Annotated in this window: 22 protein-coding genes and 5 tRNA genes; 6 read left to right on the plus strand and 21 right to left on the minus strand. The window is 70.5% G+C overall.

Annotation, left to right across the window (positions count from 1 at the left end):
- Positions 1-31 precede the first annotated feature (31 nt).
- The gene (locus tag STRNI_RS13185) at positions 32-1,678 is read right to left on the minus strand and encodes a DAK2 domain-containing protein (protein ID WP_277411308.1); all 1,647 of its coding nucleotides are present in this window, start codon (positions 1,676-1,678) and stop codon (positions 32-34) included.
- Positions 1,679-1,910: 232 nt separating this feature from the next.
- Here STRNI_RS13185 and rpmB point away from each other — a divergent pair, with 232 nt between their 5' ends.
- Positions 1,911-2,096: a 50S ribosomal protein L28 gene (gene rpmB / locus STRNI_RS13190; RefSeq protein WP_018087178.1), complete on the plus strand. Its 186-nt coding sequence runs from the start codon at positions 1,911-1,913 to the stop codon at positions 2,094-2,096.
- 121 nt (positions 2,097-2,217) lie between these two features.
- Here the strand turns inward: rpmB and thiD are convergent, their stop codons facing one another.
- Positions 2,218-3,033, minus strand: coding sequence for a bifunctional hydroxymethylpyrimidine kinase/phosphomethylpyrimidine kinase (gene thiD, locus STRNI_RS13195; RefSeq protein WP_018087179.1), 816 nt, complete (start codon positions 3,031-3,033; stop codon positions 2,218-2,220).
- Positions 3,034-3,106: 73 nt separating this feature from the next.
- A complete protein-coding gene (locus STRNI_RS13200) occupies positions 3,107-4,075 on the minus strand; it encodes a thiamine-phosphate kinase (RefSeq protein WP_018087180.1) in 969 nt (322 codons plus the stop codon).
- 158 nt (positions 4,076-4,233) lie between these two features.
- On the opposite strand from STRNI_RS13200, the gene STRNI_RS13205 reads away from it, so the two are divergent.
- Together STRNI_RS13205 and STRNI_RS13210 are read left to right on the plus strand one after the other, a co-directional pair.
- Positions 4,234-4,467 (plus strand): Lrp/AsnC ligand binding domain-containing protein, encoded by a 234-nt coding sequence (locus STRNI_RS13205; RefSeq protein ID WP_018087181.1) that lies wholly within the window; start codon positions 4,234-4,236, stop codon positions 4,465-4,467.
- 21 nt (positions 4,468-4,488) lie between these two features.
- Entirely contained in the window at positions 4,489-4,968 is a 480-nt protein-coding gene (locus STRNI_RS13210; protein WP_093647099.1) for a DUF3515 domain-containing protein, read from the plus strand.
- 74 nt (positions 4,969-5,042) lie between these two features.
- Here the strand turns inward: STRNI_RS13210 and STRNI_RS13215 are convergent, their stop codons facing one another.
- The 3 genes from STRNI_RS13215 to STRNI_RS13225 form a co-directional block, all read right to left on the minus strand.
- A complete protein-coding gene (locus STRNI_RS13215; RefSeq protein ID WP_148587761.1) occupies positions 5,043-6,179 on the minus strand; it encodes a D-alanine--D-alanine ligase family protein in 1,137 nt (378 codons plus the stop codon).
- A 145-nt stretch (positions 6,180-6,324) separates the two neighbouring features.
- Positions 6,325-7,326, minus strand: a complete 1,002-nt coding sequence (locus STRNI_RS13220; protein ID WP_018087184.1) for an NAD(P)H-dependent glycerol-3-phosphate dehydrogenase — start codon at positions 7,324-7,326, stop codon at positions 6,325-6,327.
- Positions 7,323-8,189: a lysophospholipid acyltransferase family protein gene (locus tag STRNI_RS13225; protein ID WP_018087185.1), complete on the minus strand. Its 867-nt coding sequence runs from the start codon at positions 8,187-8,189 to the stop codon at positions 7,323-7,325. The genes STRNI_RS13220 and STRNI_RS13225 overlap by 4 nt, the downstream gene beginning before the upstream one ends.
- A 141-nt stretch (positions 8,190-8,330) precedes the next feature.
- Between STRNI_RS13225 and cofC the strand changes: the two genes are divergently transcribed.
- On the plus strand, positions 8,331-9,044 hold the full coding sequence (cofC, locus tag STRNI_RS13230) for a 2-phospho-L-lactate guanylyltransferase (protein WP_277411309.1): 714 nt from the start codon (positions 8,331-8,333) through the stop codon (positions 9,042-9,044).
- On the opposite strand, the gene STRNI_RS13235 is transcribed toward cofC, so the two are convergent.
- The 5 genes from STRNI_RS13235 to leuC all read right to left on the minus strand — a co-directional run bounded on the left by STRNI_RS13235 (position 9,025) and on the right by leuC (position 12,571).
- On the minus strand, positions 9,025-9,228 hold the full coding sequence (locus STRNI_RS13235; RefSeq protein WP_093647104.1) for a hypothetical protein: 204 nt from the start codon (positions 9,226-9,228) through the stop codon (positions 9,025-9,027). The two genes, cofC and STRNI_RS13235, sit on opposite strands and share 20 nt — an antisense overlap.
- Before the next feature lie 157 nt (positions 9,229-9,385).
- Positions 9,386-10,036 carry an HU family DNA-binding protein gene (locus STRNI_RS13240; protein WP_262042044.1) on the minus strand — a complete coding sequence of 217 codons (651 nt, stop codon included), beginning with the start codon at positions 10,034-10,036 and terminating at the stop codon, positions 9,386-9,388.
- A gap of 125 nt (positions 10,037-10,161) precedes the next feature.
- Positions 10,162-10,407: an SCO5555 family protein gene (locus tag STRNI_RS13245; protein ID WP_018087189.1), complete on the minus strand. Its 246-nt coding sequence runs from the start codon at positions 10,405-10,407 to the stop codon at positions 10,162-10,164.
- Positions 10,408-10,543: 136 nt separating this feature from the next.
- Positions 10,544-11,137 carry a 3-isopropylmalate dehydratase small subunit gene (gene leuD, locus STRNI_RS13250; protein ID WP_127153193.1) on the minus strand — a complete coding sequence of 198 codons (594 nt, stop codon included), beginning with the start codon at positions 11,135-11,137 and terminating at the stop codon, positions 10,544-10,546.
- 3 nt (positions 11,138-11,140) lie between these two features.
- Positions 11,141-12,571, minus strand: coding sequence for a 3-isopropylmalate dehydratase large subunit (gene leuC, locus STRNI_RS13255; RefSeq protein ID WP_093647108.1), 1,431 nt, complete (start codon positions 12,569-12,571; stop codon positions 11,141-11,143).
- Between the two features lie 174 nt (positions 12,572-12,745).
- Here leuC and ndgR point away from each other — a divergent pair, with 174 nt between their 5' ends.
- A complete protein-coding gene (gene ndgR, locus STRNI_RS13260; protein WP_026169203.1) occupies positions 12,746-13,462 on the plus strand; it encodes an IclR family transcriptional regulator NdgR in 717 nt (238 codons plus the stop codon).
- Positions 13,463-13,650: 188 nt separating this feature from the next.
- Here ndgR and STRNI_RS13265 read toward each other — a convergent pair whose 3' ends face one another.
- Positions 13,651-14,133: a DUF4188 domain-containing protein gene (locus STRNI_RS13265; RefSeq protein WP_277411310.1), complete on the minus strand. Its 483-nt coding sequence runs from the start codon at positions 14,131-14,133 to the stop codon at positions 13,651-13,653.
- A gap of 79 nt (positions 14,134-14,212) precedes the next feature.
- On the opposite strand from STRNI_RS13265, the gene STRNI_RS13270 reads away from it, so the two are divergent.
- Positions 14,213-14,860 carry a MerR family transcriptional regulator gene (locus STRNI_RS13270; protein ID WP_277411311.1) on the plus strand — a complete coding sequence of 216 codons (648 nt, stop codon included), beginning with the start codon at positions 14,213-14,215 and terminating at the stop codon, positions 14,858-14,860.
- A 44-nt stretch (positions 14,861-14,904) separates the two neighbouring features.
- On the opposite strand, the gene STRNI_RS13275 is transcribed toward STRNI_RS13270, so the two are convergent.
- The 9 genes from STRNI_RS13275 to STRNI_RS13315 form a co-directional block, all read right to left on the minus strand.
- Positions 14,905-14,977, minus strand: a tRNA-Glu gene (locus tag STRNI_RS13275).
- Between the two features lie 41 nt (positions 14,978-15,018).
- Positions 15,019-15,090: transfer RNA gene (locus STRNI_RS13280), tRNA-Gln, on the minus strand.
- Between the two features lie 16 nt (positions 15,091-15,106).
- A tRNA-Glu gene (locus tag STRNI_RS13285) sits at positions 15,107-15,179 on the minus strand.
- Positions 15,180-15,241: 62 nt separating this feature from the next.
- A tRNA-Glu gene (locus tag STRNI_RS13290) sits at positions 15,242-15,314 on the minus strand.
- Positions 15,315-15,335: 21 nt separating this feature from the next.
- A tRNA-Gln gene (locus STRNI_RS13295) sits at positions 15,336-15,407 on the minus strand.
- Positions 15,408-15,496: 89 nt separating this feature from the next.
- Positions 15,497-16,222, minus strand: a complete 726-nt coding sequence (locus STRNI_RS13300) for an HAD family hydrolase (RefSeq protein ID WP_277411312.1) — start codon at positions 16,220-16,222, stop codon at positions 15,497-15,499.
- A gap of 83 nt (positions 16,223-16,305) precedes the next feature.
- Positions 16,306-17,787, minus strand: coding sequence for a glutamate--tRNA ligase (gene gltX, locus STRNI_RS13305; protein WP_018087196.1), 1,482 nt, complete (start codon positions 17,785-17,787; stop codon positions 16,306-16,308).
- Positions 17,780-18,553, minus strand: coding sequence for a fumarylacetoacetate hydrolase family protein (locus STRNI_RS13310; RefSeq protein WP_018087197.1), 774 nt, complete (start codon positions 18,551-18,553; stop codon positions 17,780-17,782). Before STRNI_RS13310 ends, gltX begins: the two co-directional genes overlap by 8 nt.
- 81 nt (positions 18,554-18,634) lie before the next feature.
- A complete protein-coding gene (locus STRNI_RS13315) occupies positions 18,635-18,817 on the minus strand; it encodes a hypothetical protein (RefSeq protein ID WP_093647115.1) in 183 nt (60 codons plus the stop codon).
- Between the last annotated feature and the right edge of the window lie 158 nt (positions 18,818-18,975).

Genomic DNA, 18,975 nt, shown 5'->3' on the forward strand with positions numbered 1-18,975 from the left:
CAATCGGGGTTCACCCACCGGTCCGGTGCGCTCACTCCACGCCGATGAGCAGCGGCGCCGCGTGCTGTCCGCCCTCGTAGACGACCGTGTCCACGGCGAGATGGCGCTCGCGGACATGGCGCTCCAGCCGCTCTGCGAGCGCGCCGGGCGCGTCCGCGCCGAGGACCAGGGTGACCATCTCCCCGCCCGCGGACAGCATCCGGTCGAGCACGGTCATCGCGGTGCGGGTGAGGTCGGAGCCGATCACCACGACATCGCCGTCGATCAGGCCGAGGACGTCCCCGGCCTGGCAGACCCCGGCCATCGTCCACGACTGCCGCTCGGCGACCGCCAGCTCGGCGTAGCGGGTGGCGCCCGCCGCCGCGGTCATCGCGACCACGTCCTCGTCGAAGCTGCGGCCTGGTTCGTGCACGGCCAGCGCCGCGATGCCCTGGACGGCGGCGCGGGTGGGGATCAGCGCGACCCGGACGCCTTCGGTGCGGGCCTGTTCGGCGGCGGCCGCCGCGGTGTGCCGCAGATCGGGGTCGTTCGGCAGCAGCATCACCTCACGGGCGTGCGCCTGCCGGATCGCCTGCACGAGTTCGCCGCTGGCGGGCGGCTCCCCGGGGCGTACGGCGACCGGCATCGCACCGGCCTCCGCGCACAGTCCGGCGAGCCCGGCGCCCGGCACCACCGCGACCACGGCCCGCGCCGTCATGGCCGGCTCCTTGGTGCGGGAGGCGCCGCCGAAGTGCGTGATGCGGACCCGGTAGGGGCGGCCCGCCTCGATGCCGGCCTCCACCGCGGCGCCCGCGTCGTCGACATGGACATGGACGTTCCACAGGCCGTCCCCGCCGACCACCACCAGGGAGTCGCCGAGCCCGTCGAGCCGGGTCCGCAGCCGCGCCACCGCGGCGTCCCCGGCCTCCAGCAGGTAGATCACCTCGAAGGCGGGCCCCTCCGGGTCCCCGCGGCCGTCCGCCACCGCCCCGTCCGCGACCTCGCAGCCGGCGGCCTCGGGGAGCGGGGCGTCGGCCCGTACGGCGACCGGTGTCACCGAGACCTCCCCGGACAGCGCGTCCGCGAGCGCCCCCAGCAGGGCGACCAGTCCACAGCCGCCGGCGTCCACCACACCGGCCCGGCCGAGGACCGCGAGCTGGCCGGGGGTCGCCTGCAGCGCGGTGCGGGCGCCCTCGTGGGCGGCGCGGGCGACCTCGGCGGCACCGGCAGCACCGGCGGCGGCCCGCTCCGCGGCGTCGGCGGCGGCGGTCGCGACCGTCAGGACGGTGCCCTCCACGGGGTGGGCGACGGCCTCGTACGTCGATGCGGCGGCCCGGCGCAGCGCCCGCCGCAGCGCGTCGGCCGAACCGTCGGTGGCCGCGAGCACCTCCGTCATCCCGCGCAGCAGCTGCGCCACGATCGTGCCGGAGTTGCCGCGCGCCCCGATGAGCGCGCCGTGGGCCATGGCGCCGATGGCGTCGGCGAGGCAGGGGGCGGTGCCGGCCGAGGTGTGTCCGTCGAAGGCGGCCTCGACCGCGCGGGCGGCCGATTCGAGCGTCAGATAGAGGTTGGTGCCGGTGTCGCCGTCGGCCACCGGGTAGACGTTGATCGCGTCGATCCGCTCGCGTTCCCGGCCGAGCGCCTCCAGAGCCAGCCCGCACCAGGAGCGGACCGCGGCGGCGTCGAGCGGGTACGGCACGTCGTCCTCCTGGGTCGCGGGATGCACCGCACAGTAGCCGCGCTCCGGCAGGGCGGCCGGGGCGGGGGCCCGGGGGTGCGTGGTAGTTTCGTTCTACGGGAGCGGTCGTTGTATGCTGCTCCGGTTGCCCGATGAGAATCGGGCCATTCCTCTCCTGACGGTGCCGGTAGGGCAATGCACTCGGCTCGTCGGGATTTCACCGTAAGTGCATCTGAAGTCTTTGGAGTGACCCGTGGCTGCCAACTGCGACGTCTGCGGCAAGGGGCCGGGCTTCGGCAAGAGTGTCTCGCACTCGCATCGCCGTACCAACCGTCGTTGGAACCCCAACATCCAGACGGTGCGTGCAGTGATCGGGCGCACGCCGAAGCGGCTGAACGCCTGCACCTCGTGCATCAAGGCCGGCAAGGTCTCGCGCTGACGTCTTAGCCGTAGCGCAGCCCAGCCGGTTGCTTGTGAAGCCGGTCCACCTTCGTGGTGGGCCGGCTTCTGCCGTTCCCGGAACCGGACACGGACCCGGCGGCGCCCCGCCGTGAGCGCCGTCAGTGCGCGCCGCGCCAACGCCAGCCGTGATCCACGGGCCCGATCCCCGCGCCCAGCCGGAAGCCGGCCGCGAGGGCGCCGGTGACGTAGGCCTTCGCCGCCGCGGCGGCCTGCGGGACGGTGTCCCCCTTGGCGAGCTGCGCGGCCAGTGCGCTGGCGAGGGTGCAGCCGGTGCCGTGGGTGTGCCGGTTGTCGTGGCGGGGGGCGCGCAGCCAGTGCTCCTCGGTGCCGTCGGTGAGCAGATCGACGGCGCTGTCGCCGGACCCGCGGCCGGCCGTCAGATGGCCGCCCTTGATGAGGGCCCAGCGCGGCCCGAAGTCCAGGATCGCCCCGGCCGCCCGCCGCATGTCGGCCTCCTCCTCGACCCGTACGCCGGTCAGCTGGGCGACCTCGTCCAGGTTGGGGGTGGCGACGGTGGCGGTCGGCAGCAGCACGCCGCGGACCGCGTCCAGGGCGGTGGCGGCGAGCAGCGCATCGCCGTGCTTGGAGACCCCTACGGGATCGACGACGACCGGGACCCGCAGTCCGGCGAGCAGTTCCGCGACGGTTTCGACGAGTTCGGCCGAGGAGAGCATCCCGGTCTTCACCGCCTGCGCGCCGATGTCGTCGACGACGCTGCGGAACTGGGCCCGTACGGCCTCGGCGGGCAGGTCCCACGCGCCCTGCACGCCCAGGGAGTTCTGGGCGGTGACGGCGGTGAGCACGCTCATGCCGTGGGTGCCGAGCGCCAGCATCGTCTTCAGGTCGGCCTGGATGCCCGCGCCGCCGCCGGAGTCGGACCCGGCGACGGTCAGGACGCGTGGAGGTATGTGCATACCGCCGAATCTACCGGCGGCACACCTCGGTCCTGCGGGCGCCCGTCCCGGGCGGCCCGTATCCCTTGAGGGACTATTCGGCGTCCCCGTTGTCGCCGAAGTGGTCCCAGCCGGCCTTCACCCACGGGGCGCCGTCCACCGTCACCTGGGGCAGCGCGGAGGGGTGGAGCACCTCGCCGATGACCTTCCACCGGGCGGGCAGCTTCACATCGGGCGGGAAGGTGGCCACGATCGCATGGTCCTCACCGCCGTTGAGCACCCACTGCATCGGGTCCACGCCCACGGCGGTGCCGATGTCGGACATCTGCGTGGGGATGTCGATGCCCGCGGACCGCAGATCGATCCGGACCTTGCTGGCCTCGGCGATGTGCCCGAGGTCGGCGACCAGGCCGTCGCTGACGTCCGTCATGGCGGTGGCGCCGAGTCCGGCCGCCGCGGGGCCCGCGTGGTACGGCGGCTCGGGGCGGCGGTGGGCCTCCACGAAGGCGCGCGGCGAGCGGAAGCCGCGGGAGAGGACGGCGTGCCCGGCGGCGGACCAGCCGAGCCAGCCGGTCACCGCGACCACGTCGCCGGGCTGGGCGCCGGCCCGGGTGACCGGCTCCTGGTTGCGCAGATCGCCGAGCGCGGTGATGGCGACGGTGATGGTGTCGCCGCGTACGACGTCCCCGCCGACGACCGCGGCGCCCGCCACCTGGCACTCGTCGCGCAGCCCGTCCATCAGCTCGGTGGGCCAGGTCGCGGGGAGTTCCGCGGGGACGACCAGGCCGAGCAGGATCGCGGTGGGCACCGCGCCCATCGCCGCGATGTCGGCGAGGTTCTGCGCTGCGGCCTTGCGGCCGACGTCGTAGGCGGTGGACCAGTCGCGCCTGAAGTGCCGGCCCTCCAGGAGGATGTCGGTGCTGGCGACCACCCTCCGGTCCGGCGCGGTGACCACCGCGGCGTCGTCACCCGGCCCGATCCGTACGGCCGGGGTGGAGGTGAGCCGGGAGGTGAGCTCCCTGATCAGCCCGAACTCCCCCAGCTCGCCCACGGTGCCCTTCATGCTGTTGCCCTTCCCATGTGTACGGACGGTCCGTACGTGGCTGACGACTGTGCCGCACTTGCCGAGTTCACCGCGCGGGTCTCCCCGCTCCGCACGGTGACGCGGTACCGTGGCGTCCCTTCTTCCCACATGATCCTCGTAGCCGCCCTGGAGGTTCCGTGGTACAGGCCTACATCCTGATCCAGACCGAGGTCGGCAAGGCCTCGGCGGTAGCTGAGGTGATCTCCAAGATCCACGGCGTGCTGCAGGCCGAGGACGTGACCGGGCCCTATGACGTCATCGTGCGCGCACAGGCCGACACCGTCGATGAGCTGGGCCGCATGGTGGTCGCCAAAGTCCAGCAAGTGGAAGGCATCACCCGCACCCTTACCTGCCCGGTCGTGCATCTCTAGCTCCCCCGTATCCTCGGCCGGGTGATCTCTGCGCGCCGTCGGCACCTGGCCCTGCCCGCGCTCACCGTGCTGTTCGCCGCGGTGAGCTGTTCGCCTTCCGAAGACGTGGCCGTCCCCTCCCCCGAGGGTGCGGCCGCGCGGTATTGCAAGGCGCTCCACCAGGAGTTGCCGGACACCGTGGACGGGCTGAAGCGGGCCACCGCCGAGCCGGTCTCGGACTTCACTGCCATGTGGGGCGATCCTGCCGTGAAACTGCGCTGCGGGGTACCGAAGCCCGACGTCCTGACGCACGGGAGTGAACATTACAACCCCTACGCCGACGCGGCGGAAGTCAACGGGGTCCGATGGCTCTTCGAGAAGCAGGACGACGGCTACCGCTTCACGACCGTGCTGCGCAAGGCCTATGTCGAGGTGACCGTGCCCGGGAAGTACGCCCCCGAGGTCGATGCGCTCACCGACCTCGCGGGCGCCGTGAAGAAGACCGTTCCCGTAGGGGTCTAGGGCCTGCCCTCGTCCAGGGCCTGTTCAGGGAGAGGCCGGATCAGGGCAGGACCGTGCCCGGGAACCCGCGTGGCTCAGCGCAGCCCCGTGGAGCGGTGCAGCGCGGCCTGGAGCAGCCGGTCGATCAGCTCCGGGTAGCTCACCCCGCTCTCCTGCCACATCCGCGGGTACATCGAGATGGGCGTGAATCCGGGCAGCGTGTTGATCTCGTTGATCACGAACTCGCCGTTGTCCTGCAGGAAGAAGTCCGCGCGCACCAGGCCCTCGCAGGACGCCGCCTCGAAGGCCGCGACCGCCAGCTCCTGGACCTGCGCGGTCTGCTCGGCGGTCAGCGGCGCGGGCACGATCCCGTCGGCCGAGTCGATGTACTTGGCCTCGAAGTCGTAGAAGTCGTGGGCGGTGACCGGCGGGATCTCGGCCGGCACGCTGGCCCGCGGGCCGTCCTCGAACTCCAGCACCCCGCACTCGATCTCGCGGCCGCTCAGCAGCGACTCCACGAGGATCTTGGGGTCGTGCGCCCGGGCCTCCTCGATCGCCTCGTCCAGGCCGCCGAGATCGTCGACCTTGGTGATGCCCATGGACGAGCCGGCCCGGGCGGGCTTCACGAAGAGCGGCCAGCCGTGCTCCGCGGCGAAGTCCACGATCTTCTTACGGGCGGCGGCAGGGTCCTTTTCCCACTCCCGCGGGCGGATGACCTCGTACGGGCCGACCGGCAGCCCGAAGGAGGTGAACACCCGCTTCATGTAGTCCTTGTCCTGGCCGACGGCGGAGGCGAGCACGCCCGAGCCGACGTAGGGCACCCCGGAGAGCTCCAGCAGGCCCTGCAGGGTGCCGTCCTCCCCGTAGGGGCCGTGCAGGACGGGGAAGACGACGTCGACCTCGCCGAGCGCCTTGGGCACCGAGCCCGGCTCGCTGTAGACGACCTCGCGGTTGGTCGGGTCGACGGGGAGCACCACGCCGCCCTCGGTGGACTCGGCGAGCGCGGCCACGGTGGGCAGCTGCCGGTCCGCGATGGCCATCCGCTCGGGGTCGTCGGCGGTCAGCGCCCAGCGGCCGTCCGTGGTGATGCCGATGGGCAGCACGTCGTACTTCTCGCGGTCGATGGCACGCAGCACGGCGCCGGCCGTGAGCACGGAGATGGCGTGCTCGGAGCTGCGGCCGCCGAACACGACGGCGACGCGGGGCTTGTGGGAGGAGGTCTCGCTGCTCATATCGGGTTGAGGGTACCTGCTGACCGGCACGGAGTCAGTGCTGCGGCGGCCGTTGGTGGCGTCGCGCCGGGGTGCCGTGTGCCACGGGACCCCGGCGAACGGCGCCGGACCGGGTCATTCGGTGCCGATTTCAGTGCCGCTCGGATCAGTGCCGCTCGGACTTGGCGCTGCGCGACATCAGGTCCTTGAGGGCGACCATCGGCGGCTTGCCCTCGTGGACGATCTCCACCACCGTCTCGGTGAGCGGCATGTCGACGCCGTGCCTGCGGGCCAGATCCAGCACGGATTCGCAGGACTTGACGCCCTCGGCGGTCTGCTTGGTGACCGCGATGGTCTCCTGGAGCGTCATTCCCCGGCCGAGGTTGGTGCCGAAGGTGTTGTTGCGCGACAGCGGTGAGGAGCAGGTGGCGACGAGGTCGCCCATGCCGGCCAGGCCGGCGAAGGTGTGCGCGTCGGCCCCCATGGCGAGGCCGAGCCGGGTGGTCTCGGCGAGACCGCGGGTGATCAGGGACGCCTTGGCGTTGTCGCCCAGGCCCATGCCGGTGGCGATGCCGACGGCGAGCGCGATGACGTTCTTGACCGCGCCGCCCAGTTCACAGCCCACCACATCGGTGTTGGTGTACGGGCGGAAGTACGACGTGTGGCAGGCGGCCTGGAAGCGCCGGGCGACCGCCTCGTCGGCGCAGGCCACGACCGCGGTGGCGGGCTGCCGGGCGGCGACCTCCTTGGCGAGGTTGGGGCCGGTCAGCACCGCGACCCGCTCCGCGGGCACTTTGGCGACCTCCTCGATGACCTCGCTCATGCGCTTGGCCGTGCCCAGTTCGACGCCCTTCATCAGGGAGACCAGGACCGTGTCGGCGGGCAGCAGGGGCGCCCATTCGGCGAGATTGGCGCGCAGCGTCTGGGCGGGGACGGCCAGCACGGCGAACTCCGCGCCGCGGGCCGCTTCCGCCGGGTCGGTGGTGGCCCGTACGGCCGCGGGGAGCTCGACCCCCGGCAGATAGTCGGGGTTCGTACGGCCGTTGTTGATGGCGTCGACCAGGGCCTCGCGGCGCCCCCACAGGGTCACCTCGCATCCTGCGTCGGCGAGCACCATCGCGAAGGCGGTACCCCAGGACCCCGTGCCGTAGACGGCGCAGCGCGTCACTTGCTTTCATCCTCCTGTGCCTGCTGGGTGCTTCGGGCCTGCTGCGGGCCGACGGCCGGTTCGGTGGCGGCGGCCGGTTCGGCGGGGGTCCTGTCCGCTCCGGCGCCCTGGGTGGCCTTGGCGGCTTCCCGCGCGGCGCGGCGCTCCCGGGCGATCGCCTTGCGCCAGTCGTACGGTTCGGCCGGCGCGGGCTCGCCGCGGACGACGGCCAGCTGCTCGGTGATCGCGGCCATGATGACGTCGGTGGCGGCCCGCAGCACCTCGGCGGTCGGCTCCCGGTCGTAGAAGGCGCTCAGGTCGACCGGCGGTCCCGCCTGCACCCGCAGCGTCTTGCGCGGGAAGAGGCGGAGCTTCTTCTCCTTGGCGTACGGCGGCATCGCGTCGTTGGCGCCCCACTGCGCGACGGGAATGACCGGCGCCTTCGTCAGCAGCGCCACCCGCGCGGCACCCGTCTTGCCCTGCATGGGCCACAGCTCGGGGTCGCGGGTGAGGGTGCCCTCGGGGTAGAAGGCCACGCATTCGCCCTTGTCGATGGCGGTGACGGCGGCGCGGAACGCGTTGGCGGCGTCGGTGGTTTCCCGGTAGACGGGGATCTGTCCGGTGCCGCGCATCATCAGGCCGACAAAGCCGCTCCGGAAGAGTCCGGCCTTGGCGAGGAATCGGGGGACCCGCCCGGTGTTGTACTGATAGTGCGCATACGAGAGCGGATCGAGATACGAGTTGTGGTTGACCGCGGTGATAAATCCGCCGTCGGCCGGAATGTGGTCCATTCCCCGCCAGTCCCGCTTGAACAGAACCAAGAGCGGCGGTTTGCAGATGACCGCGGCCAAGCGGTACCAGAAGCCGATTCTGCGGCGGGACACTGGGACACCCTCCTTGTGGGGACCTGCGAAGCTGCTGCGGGCCGGCAGCCGCACAAGTGTCGCCCCAGGTACCCGCTCTGTCGAGGACACCGTAACCCCGACGCTCCCGCGGAGCGGCGGCAGCAGGTGAGAATGGCGGCGATGCGACGAGACGGAGCGGATGTGGGATGGAGCCTGGTGGTGCCGCTGAAACCACTGGTGCGGGCCAAGAGCAGGCTCTCCCGGGCCGCGGGGGAAGAGTTCCGGCCACGGCTGGCCCTCGCCTTCGCCCTGGATACCGTGACAGCGGCGCTGGCCTGCGACGACGTCCGGGATGTGGCGGTTGTCACGGATGACCAGCTGGCCGGGGAGCGTCTGGCGGCGCTGGGCGCGCGGATCGTGCCCGACACACCGGCCCGCGGTCTCAACGCGGCACTGGCCCATGGAGCGAGCGTGGTCCGGGCGCGTCGCCCGGGCGCGGCGGTCGCCGCGCTGAACGCCGACCTCCCGGCACTGCGCCCCGCCGAACTGGAACTGGTGCTCCATTCCGCTTCGCTATTTCCCCGTGCATTTCTCGCGGATGCGGCGGATATCGGGACAACACTTCTGACCGCGACTTCCGGAGTGGAATTGGAACCGGCATTCGGAGGTGCGTCGCGGGCCCGTCACCTGGCATCCGGAGCGCGGGAGATCACCGGCCCTGAGGTGCCCTCGGTACGCCGGGACGTGGACACCGGCGAGGATCTGCTGGCCGCCCTGGCGCTGGGCGTGGGCCCGCACACGGCGCTCCAGGCGCCGCGTCCCGCCGCGGGGGCGGCCGCGCCGGAGGGGTCGGAGCGGCCGTCGCCTCCGCAGGTCAGAGCGTCTGGAGCGTGATCAGGACGATCCGGCGGGCGTCGCCTTCGCCGGTGATGTCGATACGGACCCGCTGACCGGGCCGCAGCAGCAGCAGACCGCCGGCGTCGAAGGCCGCCGCGTCGAAGGGCAGCGGGGTGCCGTCGTCCAGCAGCACGCTGCCGGAGCGGGTCTCGGAGTCGTACGTATACGCGGTGGCCTGCATGGGAGAGAGCCTAGACGAGGAGGTCCCGGGCCCCTTCGGCCGCCCGTACGGCGAGCGAAGGAGCCCGGGACCTGCTCGCCGGACGGCGGCCGAACGCACCGCGGGCCGGGCTCCCCGAAGGGAGACCGGCCCCACGCGTGGCGTCGCGGTCGCTGAATTACCGCTTGCGGGCGGTGGTCTTCTTGGCGGTGGTCTTGCGTGCGGTGGCCTTCTTCGCGGGGGCCTTCTTCGCCGTCGTCTTCTTCGCGGGCGCGGTCTTCTTCGCCGTCGCCTTCTTCGCGGTGGTCTTCTTGGCCGTGGTCGCCTTCTTGGCGGCGGCCTTCGCCGGGGCCTTCTTCGCCGTCGTCTTCTTGGCGGTGGCCTTCTTCGCCGCGGTGGTCTTCTTCGCCGCGGTCTTCTTCGCCGTCGTCTTCTTGGCAGCGGCCTTCTTGGCGGTGGCCTTCTTCGCGGCTGCCTTCTTGATGGCGGCGCCGCCGGTGAGGCTGCCCTTCGGGGCCTTCTTCACGGAGACCTCGCCGCCCTTGGGGAGCTTCTTCGAGCCGCTCACCAGGTCCTTGAAGCCCTGACCGGCGCGGAAGCGCGGCACCGAGGTCTTCTTGACCCGCACGCGCTCACCCGTCTGCGGGTTGCGGGCATAGCGGGCCGGACGGTCGACCTTCTCGAACGAACCGAATCCGGTGACCGAAACGCGGTCGCCGGAGACAACTGAACGGACGATTGCGTCCAGTACAGCGTCCACCGCGTCCGCGGCGTTCTGACGGCCGCCGAGCTTGTCGGCAATGGCTTCTACGAGCTGCGCCTTGTTCACGTCTTCCCCTTCGGAGACATTGCTGGAACGAAAGTTTCCAAGCTTTTTCGCACGTTAGGCAGATATATACCGCAAATCAAACACGAAACGGGCTAATCACCCTTGTGCCGCAACGAACTCGACCTTCACGGACTTCTGTCGGCGTGCACATCTTCGGGATAACGACCTTCGTCGAGGTCATCCATGAACCACTCCAGACGCCTTGCCGCGTCCGCAAGATCGTGTTTAGCCGCGGCCGTGATGACGAGCAGCTTCCGGGTCAGCGCCATCCGTACGCCCTCCGGGACTTGCAGTGTCCGCACTCTTGTATGTGCGTCCTTGAGCCGGTCGGCGACGAGACCGTAGAGCTCGAGTTGGTCGTCGCGTTCCATGCGCTAATTGTGCCATCTGCGGCGAGTTGTCGCTTCACGGGGCCTCAACAGCCGCCTCAACACGGCGATGCGCCCCCTGCCAACTGCACAGGGGGCGCATCGTACGCAATATAGCTTTGAGCCATAAAACCCGAGGTCAGACCTCGATGGTACGCGGCTTGAACGGCGGCCGGTTCGCCTCGTACTCCACGATGGACGACTCCTCCCGAAGGGTGAGGCTGATGTCGTCCAGCCCCTCCAGCAGGCGCCAACGCGCGTTCTCGTCCAGCTCGAAGTCGGCGGTGACACCCTCGGCGCGAACCTGCCGGCCGACCAGGTCGACCGTCACCTCGGCGGTCGGGTCGGCCTCCAGCAGCGTCTGCAGCCGGTCGACGGTCTCCTGCGGCAGGACCACCGTCAGCAGCCCGTTCTTGAGGGAGTTGCCGCGGAAGATGTCCGCGAACCGCGAGGAGATGACGGCCTTGAACCCGTAGTTCTGCAGCGCCCAGACGGCGTGCTCACGTGAGGATCCGGTGCCGAAGTCGGGGCCGGCGACCAGCACCGTGGCGCCCTTGTAACGCTCCTGGTTGAGGACGAACTGCGGGTCCTTGCGCCAGGCCTCGAACAGCCCGTCCTCGAAGCCGTCGCGGGTGACCTTCTTGAGCCAGTGGGCCGGGATGATCTGGTCGGTGTCGACGTTGCTGCGGCGCAGCGGGACGGCCCGGCCGGTGTGGGTGGTGAAAGCTTCCATGGTTCAGACTCCCGCGGGCGTGGCGACGGCGACGTCGGACAGATCGGCCGGTGAGGCCAGATGGCCGAGAACCGCCGTTGCGGCGGCGACCTGCGGCGAGACCAGGTGCGTACGGCCGCCCTTGCCCTGCCGGCCCTCGAAGTTGCGGTTCGAGGTGGACGCGGAGCGCTCACCGGGCGCCAGCTGGTCGGGGTTCATACCCAGACACATCGAGCAGCCCGCGTGCCGCCATTCGGCGCCCGCCGCGGTGAAGACCTTGTCCAGCCCCTCGGCGACGGCCTCCAGGGAGACCCGCACCGAGCCGGGGACGATCAGCATCCGTACGCCGTCGGCGACCTTGCGGCCTTCCAGGATCTCGGCCGCGGAGCGCAGGTCCTCGATACGGCCGTTGGTGCACGAACCTACGAAGACGGTGTCCACGCCGATCTCGCGCAGCGGCTGACCCGCCGTCAACCCCATGTATTCCAGGGCCTTTTCGGCGGCGTACCGCTCCGAGGCGTCCTCGTACGAAGCCGGGTCGGGGACGTTCGCCGAAAGCGGCGCGCCCTGGCCGGGGTTGGTGCCCCAGGTGACGAACGGCGCCAGTGCGGAAGCGTCGATGTGCACCTCGGCGTCGAAGACCGCGTCGTCGTCGGTGCGCAGCGTCTTCCAGTACGCGACCGCGGCGTCCCAGTCCTCGCCCTGGGGGGCGTGGTCGCGGCCCCGCAGGTAGTCGAAGGTGGTCGCGTCCGGGGCGATCATGCCGGCCCGTGCGCCCGCCTCGATCGACATGTTGCAGATGGTCATCCGGGCTTCCATCGACAGCTTCTCGATGGCCGAGCCACGGTATTCCAGGACGTAGCCCTGGCCGCCGCCGGTGCCGATCCTGGCGATGATCGCCAGGATCAGGTCCTTGGCGGTGACGCCCTCGGGCAGCTCACCGTCGACGGTGATCGCCATGGTCTTGAAGGGCGCCAGCGGCAGCGTCTGGGTGGCCAGTACGTGCTCCACCTGGCTGGTGCCGATGCCGAACGCCAGCGCGCCGAAGGCTCCGTGGGTGGAGGTGTGGCTGTCACCGCAGACCACGGTGGTGCCGGGCTGGGTCAGTCCCAACTGCGGTCCCACAACGTGGACAACGCCCTGCTCGACATCGCCCAGCGGGTGCAGCCGGACCCCGAACTCCGCACAGTTCTTGCGCAGCGTCTCCAGCTGGGTGCGCGAGACCGGGTCGGCGATCGGCTTGTCGATGTCGAGGGTCGGGGTGTTGTGATCCTCGGTGGCGATGGTCAGGTCCGTACGGCGCACCTGGCGGCCGGCCTTGCGGAGGCCGTCGAACGCCTGCGGGCTGGTGACCTCGTGCAGGAGGTGGAGATCGATGAAGAGAAGGTCGGGCTCGCCTTCCGCGCGCCGGACGACATGGTCGTCCCAGACCTTCTCCGCGAGTGTCCGTCCCATCGCTTTCCCTCCGGCCGGCCTCAGTGCCGGCTTTTCTCGTCCGTGCGCGATGCCCGTAGAAATCCCCTTGCCGGGCCTTGCGCCGTGCCCTGGTCCAGGGCCACACCTACAGATTGACGACTTCCCTGGAAAATTGAACTTGCGTTTCACAGTGTGAGACGCGAGTATCGTTGCATGGACAACTCTAGCGGCGTCGGCGTTCTCGACAAGGCAGCTCTGGTTTTGAGTGCCCTGGAGTCCGGTCCGGCCACCCTCGCCGGGCTGGTCGCGGCGACAGGGCTTGCACGACCCACGGCCCACCGGCTGGCCGTGGCTCTGGAACACCACCGGATGGTGGCGAGGGACATGCAGGGCCGGTTCATCCTGGGCCCACGGCTGTCCGAGCTGGCCGCGGCGGCCGGCGAGGACCGCCTGCTGGCCACGGCGGGTCCGGTACTCACCCACCTCCGCGATGTGACGGGCGAGAGCGCCCAGCTCTATCGCCGGCAGGGCGATATGCGGATCTGTGTGGCGGCGGCGGAGCGGCTGTCCGGATTGCGGGACACCGTCCCGGTCGGCTCCACGCTCCCCATGAAGGCGGGCTCGGCCGCCCAGATCCTGATGGCCTGGGAGGAGCCCGAGCGGCTGCACCGCGGTCTGCAGGGCGCCCGCTTCACGGCCACCGCGCTGTCCGGCGTACGGCGCCGCGGCTGGGCCCAGTCGATCGGCGAGCGGGAGCCGGGCGTGGCCTCGGTCTCCGCCCCCGTGCGCGGCCCCTCGAACCGCGTGGTGGCCGCCGTATCGGTCTCCGGCCCGATCGAGCGGCTGACCCGCCACCCGGGCCGGATGCACGCCCAGGCGGTCATCGACGCGGCGGCCCGCCTCTCCGAGGGCCTGCGGCGCACCGGCTGAGCACCCGGCGGCGGGGCGGGCCGGGGCGGGGGCCGTTGCCGCTTGCGGTCACCATGCCGAAAAGGCCGCGCACCGACTGAGCACCCCGCAGTGGGGCGGACCGAGGCAGGGGCCATCGCCGCCCGCGGTCACGATGCCGAAAAAAGGCGGCCCCGTGCGGACCGTCCGCACGGGGCCGCCCCAGGCCCTCAGGCCGCCATCCGGTCCACGGCCCGCTCCCCGCGGCGGCCGACCGGCACCGCTCCCAGGGCCTCCCCCAGCCCGAACGACGGCATATTGACGTAGATGCTCTCGTGCGAGCCCGCCGGGACCACATAGGTCTCGTGCCAGAAGCCGACCTTGTTCCGCCCCTCCCGCACCCGCCGGTTGAACGCAGCCCAGGCCGGCCGGTGCTCCCCGCTCTGATCCGCGGCGTAGGCGAAGAGCTTCTCCTTCGAGTCCCAGTACTGCAGGACGGCGAAGTTCCTCGGCAGTCCGGGAAGCAGCCGGTAGCCGATCATCCCGCTGTCCGGATCCCGGGCCAGCTCCTTGATCATGCGCGGCATGGCGAGGAACACCGGCAGCCAACTGCGCACCGCGCGCCAGCTGTTGAAGCGCATCCCGATGAGGAAGACCACCACCTCCCGGCCACCGTCCGCCGTCATCCGTCCCTGCACCGGCTTGCCACTCATGACAGCCCCCTTCCGACATTGGATAGCGTCGCTATCCATGATTAGATAGTGACACTCTCCAATGGAAGGTGCAAGGGGTATGCGACTGGCGGAGCTGAGCGAGCGCAGCGGGGTGTCCACCGCCACGATCAAGTACTACCTGCGCGAACGGCTGCTGCCGCCGGGCCGCCGGGTCACCGCCACCCAGGCCGAGTACGACGAGGAGCATCTGCGGCGGCTGCGACTGGTCCGGGCCCTGATCCAGGTCGGCCGGATCCCGGTGAGCACCGCCCGGGACGTCGTGGCGGCCGTCGAGGACGACTCCCGGGACCAGCTCTCCCGCCTAGGGATCGCCGTGGAGGCACTCCCCCACGGCCCGGAGCCCGACGAGAGCGCCCCCTCGACCGCGGTCGCCCGGCGCACCGCCACGGAGCTGCTGAGGCGGCTCGACTGGCACTTCAACCTGGAGATCGCCGACAGCTCCCCGGCCTTCGGCATGCTCGTCACCGCCATCGCCGCACTGCACCGCCTCGACTACGCCTGCGACCTCCCGCATCTGCTGCCCTACGCCCGCCAGGCGGCACAGCTCGCGGTCGTCGACCTGGATCTGGTCGAGGAGTTCGGGACCCCGGCGGAGCAGGTGGAGGCGGCGGTCGCCCTGACCGTGCTCTACGAGCCGGTGCTGCTCAGCCTGCGCCGGCTGGCGGAGGCCGAGGAGTCCAACAGGCGCTTCGGAAGCGACAGTTGACGCAAGAAGGCCCCCCGCATGATGCGGGGGGCCTTCTCTTCCTGTACCCCCGACCGGATTCGAACCGGCGCTACCGCCTTGAGAGGGCGGCGTGCTAGGCCGCTACACAACGGGGGCAAGTTTTCCTGCAGTTGGACGTGTCACGAGGACACACCGCGCTGGGCTACCAGGACTCGAACCTAGACTAAATGAACCAGAATCACTCGTGCTGCCAATTACACCATAGCCCATGGTGGTTTAGACCAGTACCCCCGACCGGATTCGAACCGGCGCTACCGCCTTGAGAGGGCGGCGTGCTAGGCCGCTACACAACGGGGGCCCTAGCGATCCTGCATGAGTGACAGTGGGTGCGACCCGGACTGTCCCCCTGGGAAGGATCTGTACCCCCGACCGGATTCGAACCGGCGCTACCGCCTTGAGAGGGCGGCGTGCTAGGCCGCTACACAACGGGGGCTTTGCAGATAAGCTCTGCGAGCTGGCCTACCAGGACTCGAACCTAGACTAACTGAACCAGAATCAGTCGTGCTGCCAATTACACCATAGGCCATCAAAGCGCAACCCCCCGTGGGGGGTTTCATTTTGACTTACGCTTCCCGGCCGGGCCTTTCGGCCCTCTCGGGCGGCGCAGGAAGAACATTACCTGATCGTGGACGGCGCACCAAAACCGATAACCCCGTGCAACAGCTCGGGGAGCTCCGCCAGGCTCGCGATCCGACGCACCCCCGCGGGCGGCTCCTCCCCGGTGCCCGCACGGTCCAGCCATACGGCCGTCAGCCCGGCGTCCCGCGCGCCGAGGGCGTCGATGTCGAGCTTGTCGCCGATGTGGAGGACCTCGTCGGGGGTTAGGCCGAGCGCCTTACAGGCCCCCTTGAACGCCTCCTCGGCCGGCTTGGCGTGCCCCAGTCCATCGGCGCAGAACACCGCCTCGAAGTGCGTACGGATCCCCAGGGCGGCCAGCTTGCGCTCCTGGTTGGCGGTGGCGGCATTGGACAGCACCGCCTGCCGTACCAGCGGGGCCAGGGCCGCCAGAGCGGGAGCGGAGTCCGGGAAGAGCGCCCAGGACGCTTCGTAGTGTGCGAGGTACCGGCCGAACCAGGCGTCCGCCTCGGGGTCGGAGAGCGGCGTCCCCAGAAACGTCCGGGTCCGGCCCCTGCGGTGATCGAGGAAGCCCACCTCGCCGGCGAGGAAGCGGGCGAACTCGGTCTCCATGGCCGTCCGCCAGCGCTCCAGCGCCACCTCCTCTCCGCCGTACGCGTCGAGGATCCCTTCGGTCCGCAGATGCCGCAGCACCCCGGCCCGGTCCGAGCCGGTGTAGTCAAAGAGGGTGTCGTCGAGGTCCCACAGGACGGCGCGCAGGGGCATGGCCGCAATCTAGCGAACCGCACCGGATATGCCACGGGCCCGGAAGCCGTGCGGCATCCGGGCCCGTAGGGGTGCGTACGAGGTCAGCCGGCCAGCTTGGCCAGGGCCGCGTCGATGCGCTGGAGGGTGCGCTCCTTGCCCAGGATCTCCAGGGACTCGAAGAGGGGCAGGCCGACCGTGCGGCCGGTGACGGCCACCCGGACGGGGGCCTGCGCCTTGCCGAGCTTGAGACCGTGCTCCTCACCGGCGGCCAGGACGGCCTCCTTGAGGGGCTCGGGGCCGGAGGTCCAGTCGGCGGTCCCGAGCTTGGCGCGGGCGGTGGTGAGCAGGCCCACCGGGTCGCCCTTCATCGCCTTCGTCCAGGACGCCTCGTCCTCGACCGGCTCCTTGAGGAAGAGGAAGTCGACGTTGGCGGTGATGTCGGAGAGGACCGTGAGGCGGGTCTGGGCGTGCGGGGCGATGGCGCGCCAGGCGGCCTCGTCGAAGTCCTCGGGGGCCCAGTTGGCGTGCGGGGCCTTCAGCCAGGGCTCGCAGGCCGTGATGAAGGACTCCAGGTCCAGGCGCCGGATGTGGTCGGCGTTGATCGCCTCGGCCTTCTTCAGGTCGAAGCGGGCCGGGTTGGCGTTGACGTCCGCGATGTCGAACTTCTCGATCAGCTCCTGCACCGAGAAGAGGTCCTGGTCGGCGGAGAAGGACCAGCCGAGCAGCGCGAGGTAGTTGAGCAGGCCCTCGGGGAGGAAGCCGCGCTCGCGGTAGAGGTTGAGGTTGGCCTGCGGGTCGCGCTTGGAGAGCTTCTTGTTGCCCTCGCCCATGACGTAGGGGAGGTGGCCGAAGGCCGGGATCTCCTTGGCCACGCCCAGCTCGATCAGGGCCTGGTAGAGGGCGATCTGGCGGGGGGTGGAGGAGAGCAGGTCCTCGCCGCGCAGGACGTGGGTGATCCCCATCAGGGCGTCGTCGACCGGGTTGACCAGGGTGTACAGCGGGGCGCCGTTGGCGCGCACGATGCCGTAGTCCGGGACGTTCTCCGGGGTGAAGGTCAGCTCACCGCGCACCAGGTCGGTGAAGGTGATCGGCGCGTCGGGCATCCGGAAGCGGACGATGGCGGCGCGGCCCTCGGCCTCGTACGCGGCCTTCTGCTCCGCGGTCAGCGCACGGCAGGTGCCGTCGTAGCCGGAGGGCCTGCCGGCCTTGCGGGCGGCGTCGCGGCGCTCGTCGAGCTCTTCGGTGGTGCAGTAGCAGTGGTAGGCGTGGCCGGCGGCGAGGAGCTTGTCGGCGATGTCCTTGTAGAGGTCCATGCGCTGCGACTGGCGGTAGGGCTCGTGCGGGCCGCCGACCTCGGGGCCCTCGTCCCAGTCGAAGCCGAGCCAGTGGAAGGACTCCAGCAGCTGCTGGTAGGACTCCTCGGAGTCGCGGGCCGCGTCGGTGTCCTCGATCCGGAAGACCAGGGTGCCCTTGTTGTGCCGTGCGTAGGCCCAGTTGAACAGGGCGGTACGGATCAGGCCGACGTGGGGGTTACCGGTCGGGGAGGGACAGAAACGGACGCGGACGGGGGTCGCGTTAGCCACGCTTGATCACCTTGTTGGTGAGAGTGCCGATGCCTTCGATGGTGACGGCGACCTCGTCGCCGACGTTGAGGGGGCCGACCCCGGCCGGGGTGCCCGTGAGGATGACGTCGCCGGGGAGCAGGGTCATCGCCTCGGTGATGTGGACGATCAGGTCCTCGACCGGGCGGACCATGTCGCTGGTGCGGCCGAGCTGACGTTGTTCGCCGTTGACCGTGCACTGGACGGCGAGGCCCGCGGCGATGTCGGCGGGGTCCAGCCCGGTCTCGACCCAGGGGCCGAGCGGGCAGGAGCTGTCGAAGCCCTTGGCCCGCGCCCACTGCTTCTCGCGCTGCTGCACATCACGGGCAGTGACGTCGTTGGCGCAGGTGTAGCCGAGGATCACGTCCTTGGCGCGCTCGCGGGGCACCTCACGGCACATCCGGCCGATGACGACGGCGAGCTCCGCCTCGTGGTGCACCTCCTGGGAGAAGGAGGGGTACGCGATGGGGTCGCCGGGGCCGATCACCGAGGTGGACGGCTTGAAGAAGGTGACCGGGACGTCCGGGACGGCGTTGCCCAGCTCGGCGGCGTGTTCGGCGTAGTTGCGGCCGATCGCGACGACCTTGTTGGGCAGGACCGGCGGCAGCAGCCGGACCTTGTCGAGGGGGACCTTCTGGCCCGAGCGCTCGAATTCCGCGAAGGGATGCCCCTTGATGACGTCGAGTTCGTCGCCTTCGAGGACGCCGAAGCCGACGTTGCCGTCGATGGAGAATCTGGCGATGCGCACGGGTTGCTGTTGCCCCTCATTGATCACTGGCCGGAGTTGACACTCCAGGCTATCGCGGGGCTGCTGCCGGTCCGTCCCTGATTACGCCAGGACGTCCTGCTGGGGAGCCTCCATCAGGACCGTACGGCGGGGGTTGGCGGTCTGGGCCGGCAGCTCGACGGTGTGCTCCGGTGCCTCGATGCCGAGCTCGTCGGCGTCGGTGAGGTGGGCCAGGGTGGTGCGCCGCGGGTTGGCTATGTTGCGGAACATCGTCGTCGTCTTCACTGCTGCATGCCTCGCGTCATCGAAGTCGGGAAAGGGCTTGCGGAAAGCTGCCTTGTCATTCTTGGCAACTGTGTAAAGCGTCAGGCTAAGCGCGCTATTCCCTGCGAAGTGCGGGGAGACTCAATGATCTTCCTGTGAGTTTGCTCACGAAGTGTGTG

The sequence above is a fragment of the Streptomyces nigrescens genome, from assembly GCF_027626975.1.
Lineage (GTDB): Bacteria > Actinomycetota > Actinomycetes > Streptomycetales > Streptomycetaceae > Streptomyces > Streptomyces nigrescens.

Excerpts from the sequence above, each read along its gene's own strand:
- thiD (WP_018087179.1), bottom strand. The coding sequence starts at position 3,033 with ATGCACATACCTCCACGCGTCCTGACCGTCGCCGGGTCCGACTCCGGC.
- STRNI_RS13200 (WP_018087180.1), bottom strand. The coding sequence starts at position 4,075 with ATGAAGGGCACCGTGGGCGAGCTGGGGGAGTTCGGGCTGATCAGGGAG.
- STRNI_RS13215 (WP_148587761.1), bottom strand. The coding sequence starts at position 6,179 with ATGAGCAGCGAGACCTCCTCCCACAAGCCCCGCGTCGCCGTCGTGTTC.
- cofC (WP_277411309.1), top strand. The coding sequence starts at position 8,331 with ATGCGACGAGACGGAGCGGATGTGGGATGGAGCCTGGTGGTGCCGCTG.
- STRNI_RS13235 (WP_093647104.1), bottom strand. The coding sequence starts at position 9,228 with ATGCAGGCCACCGCGTATACGTACGACTCCGAGACCCGCTCCGGCAGC.
- STRNI_RS13245 (WP_018087189.1), bottom strand. The coding sequence starts at position 10,407 with ATGGAACGCGACGACCAACTCGAGCTCTACGGTCTCGTCGCCGACCGG.
- leuD (WP_127153193.1), bottom strand. The coding sequence starts at position 11,137 with ATGGAAGCTTTCACCACCCACACCGGCCGGGCCGTCCCGCTGCGCCGC.
- leuC (WP_093647108.1), bottom strand. The coding sequence starts at position 12,571 with ATGGGACGGACACTCGCGGAGAAGGTCTGGGACGACCATGTCGTCCGG.
- ndgR (WP_026169203.1), top strand. The coding sequence starts at position 12,746 with ATGGACAACTCTAGCGGCGTCGGCGTTCTCGACAAGGCAGCTCTGGTT.
- STRNI_RS13265 (WP_277411310.1), bottom strand. The coding sequence starts at position 14,133 with ATGAGTGGCAAGCCGGTGCAGGGACGGATGACGGCGGACGGTGGCCGG.
- STRNI_RS13270 (WP_277411311.1), top strand. The coding sequence starts at position 14,213 with ATGCGACTGGCGGAGCTGAGCGAGCGCAGCGGGGTGTCCACCGCCACG.
- STRNI_RS13300 (WP_277411312.1), bottom strand. The coding sequence starts at position 16,222 with ATGCCCCTGCGCGCCGTCCTGTGGGACCTCGACGACACCCTCTTTGAC.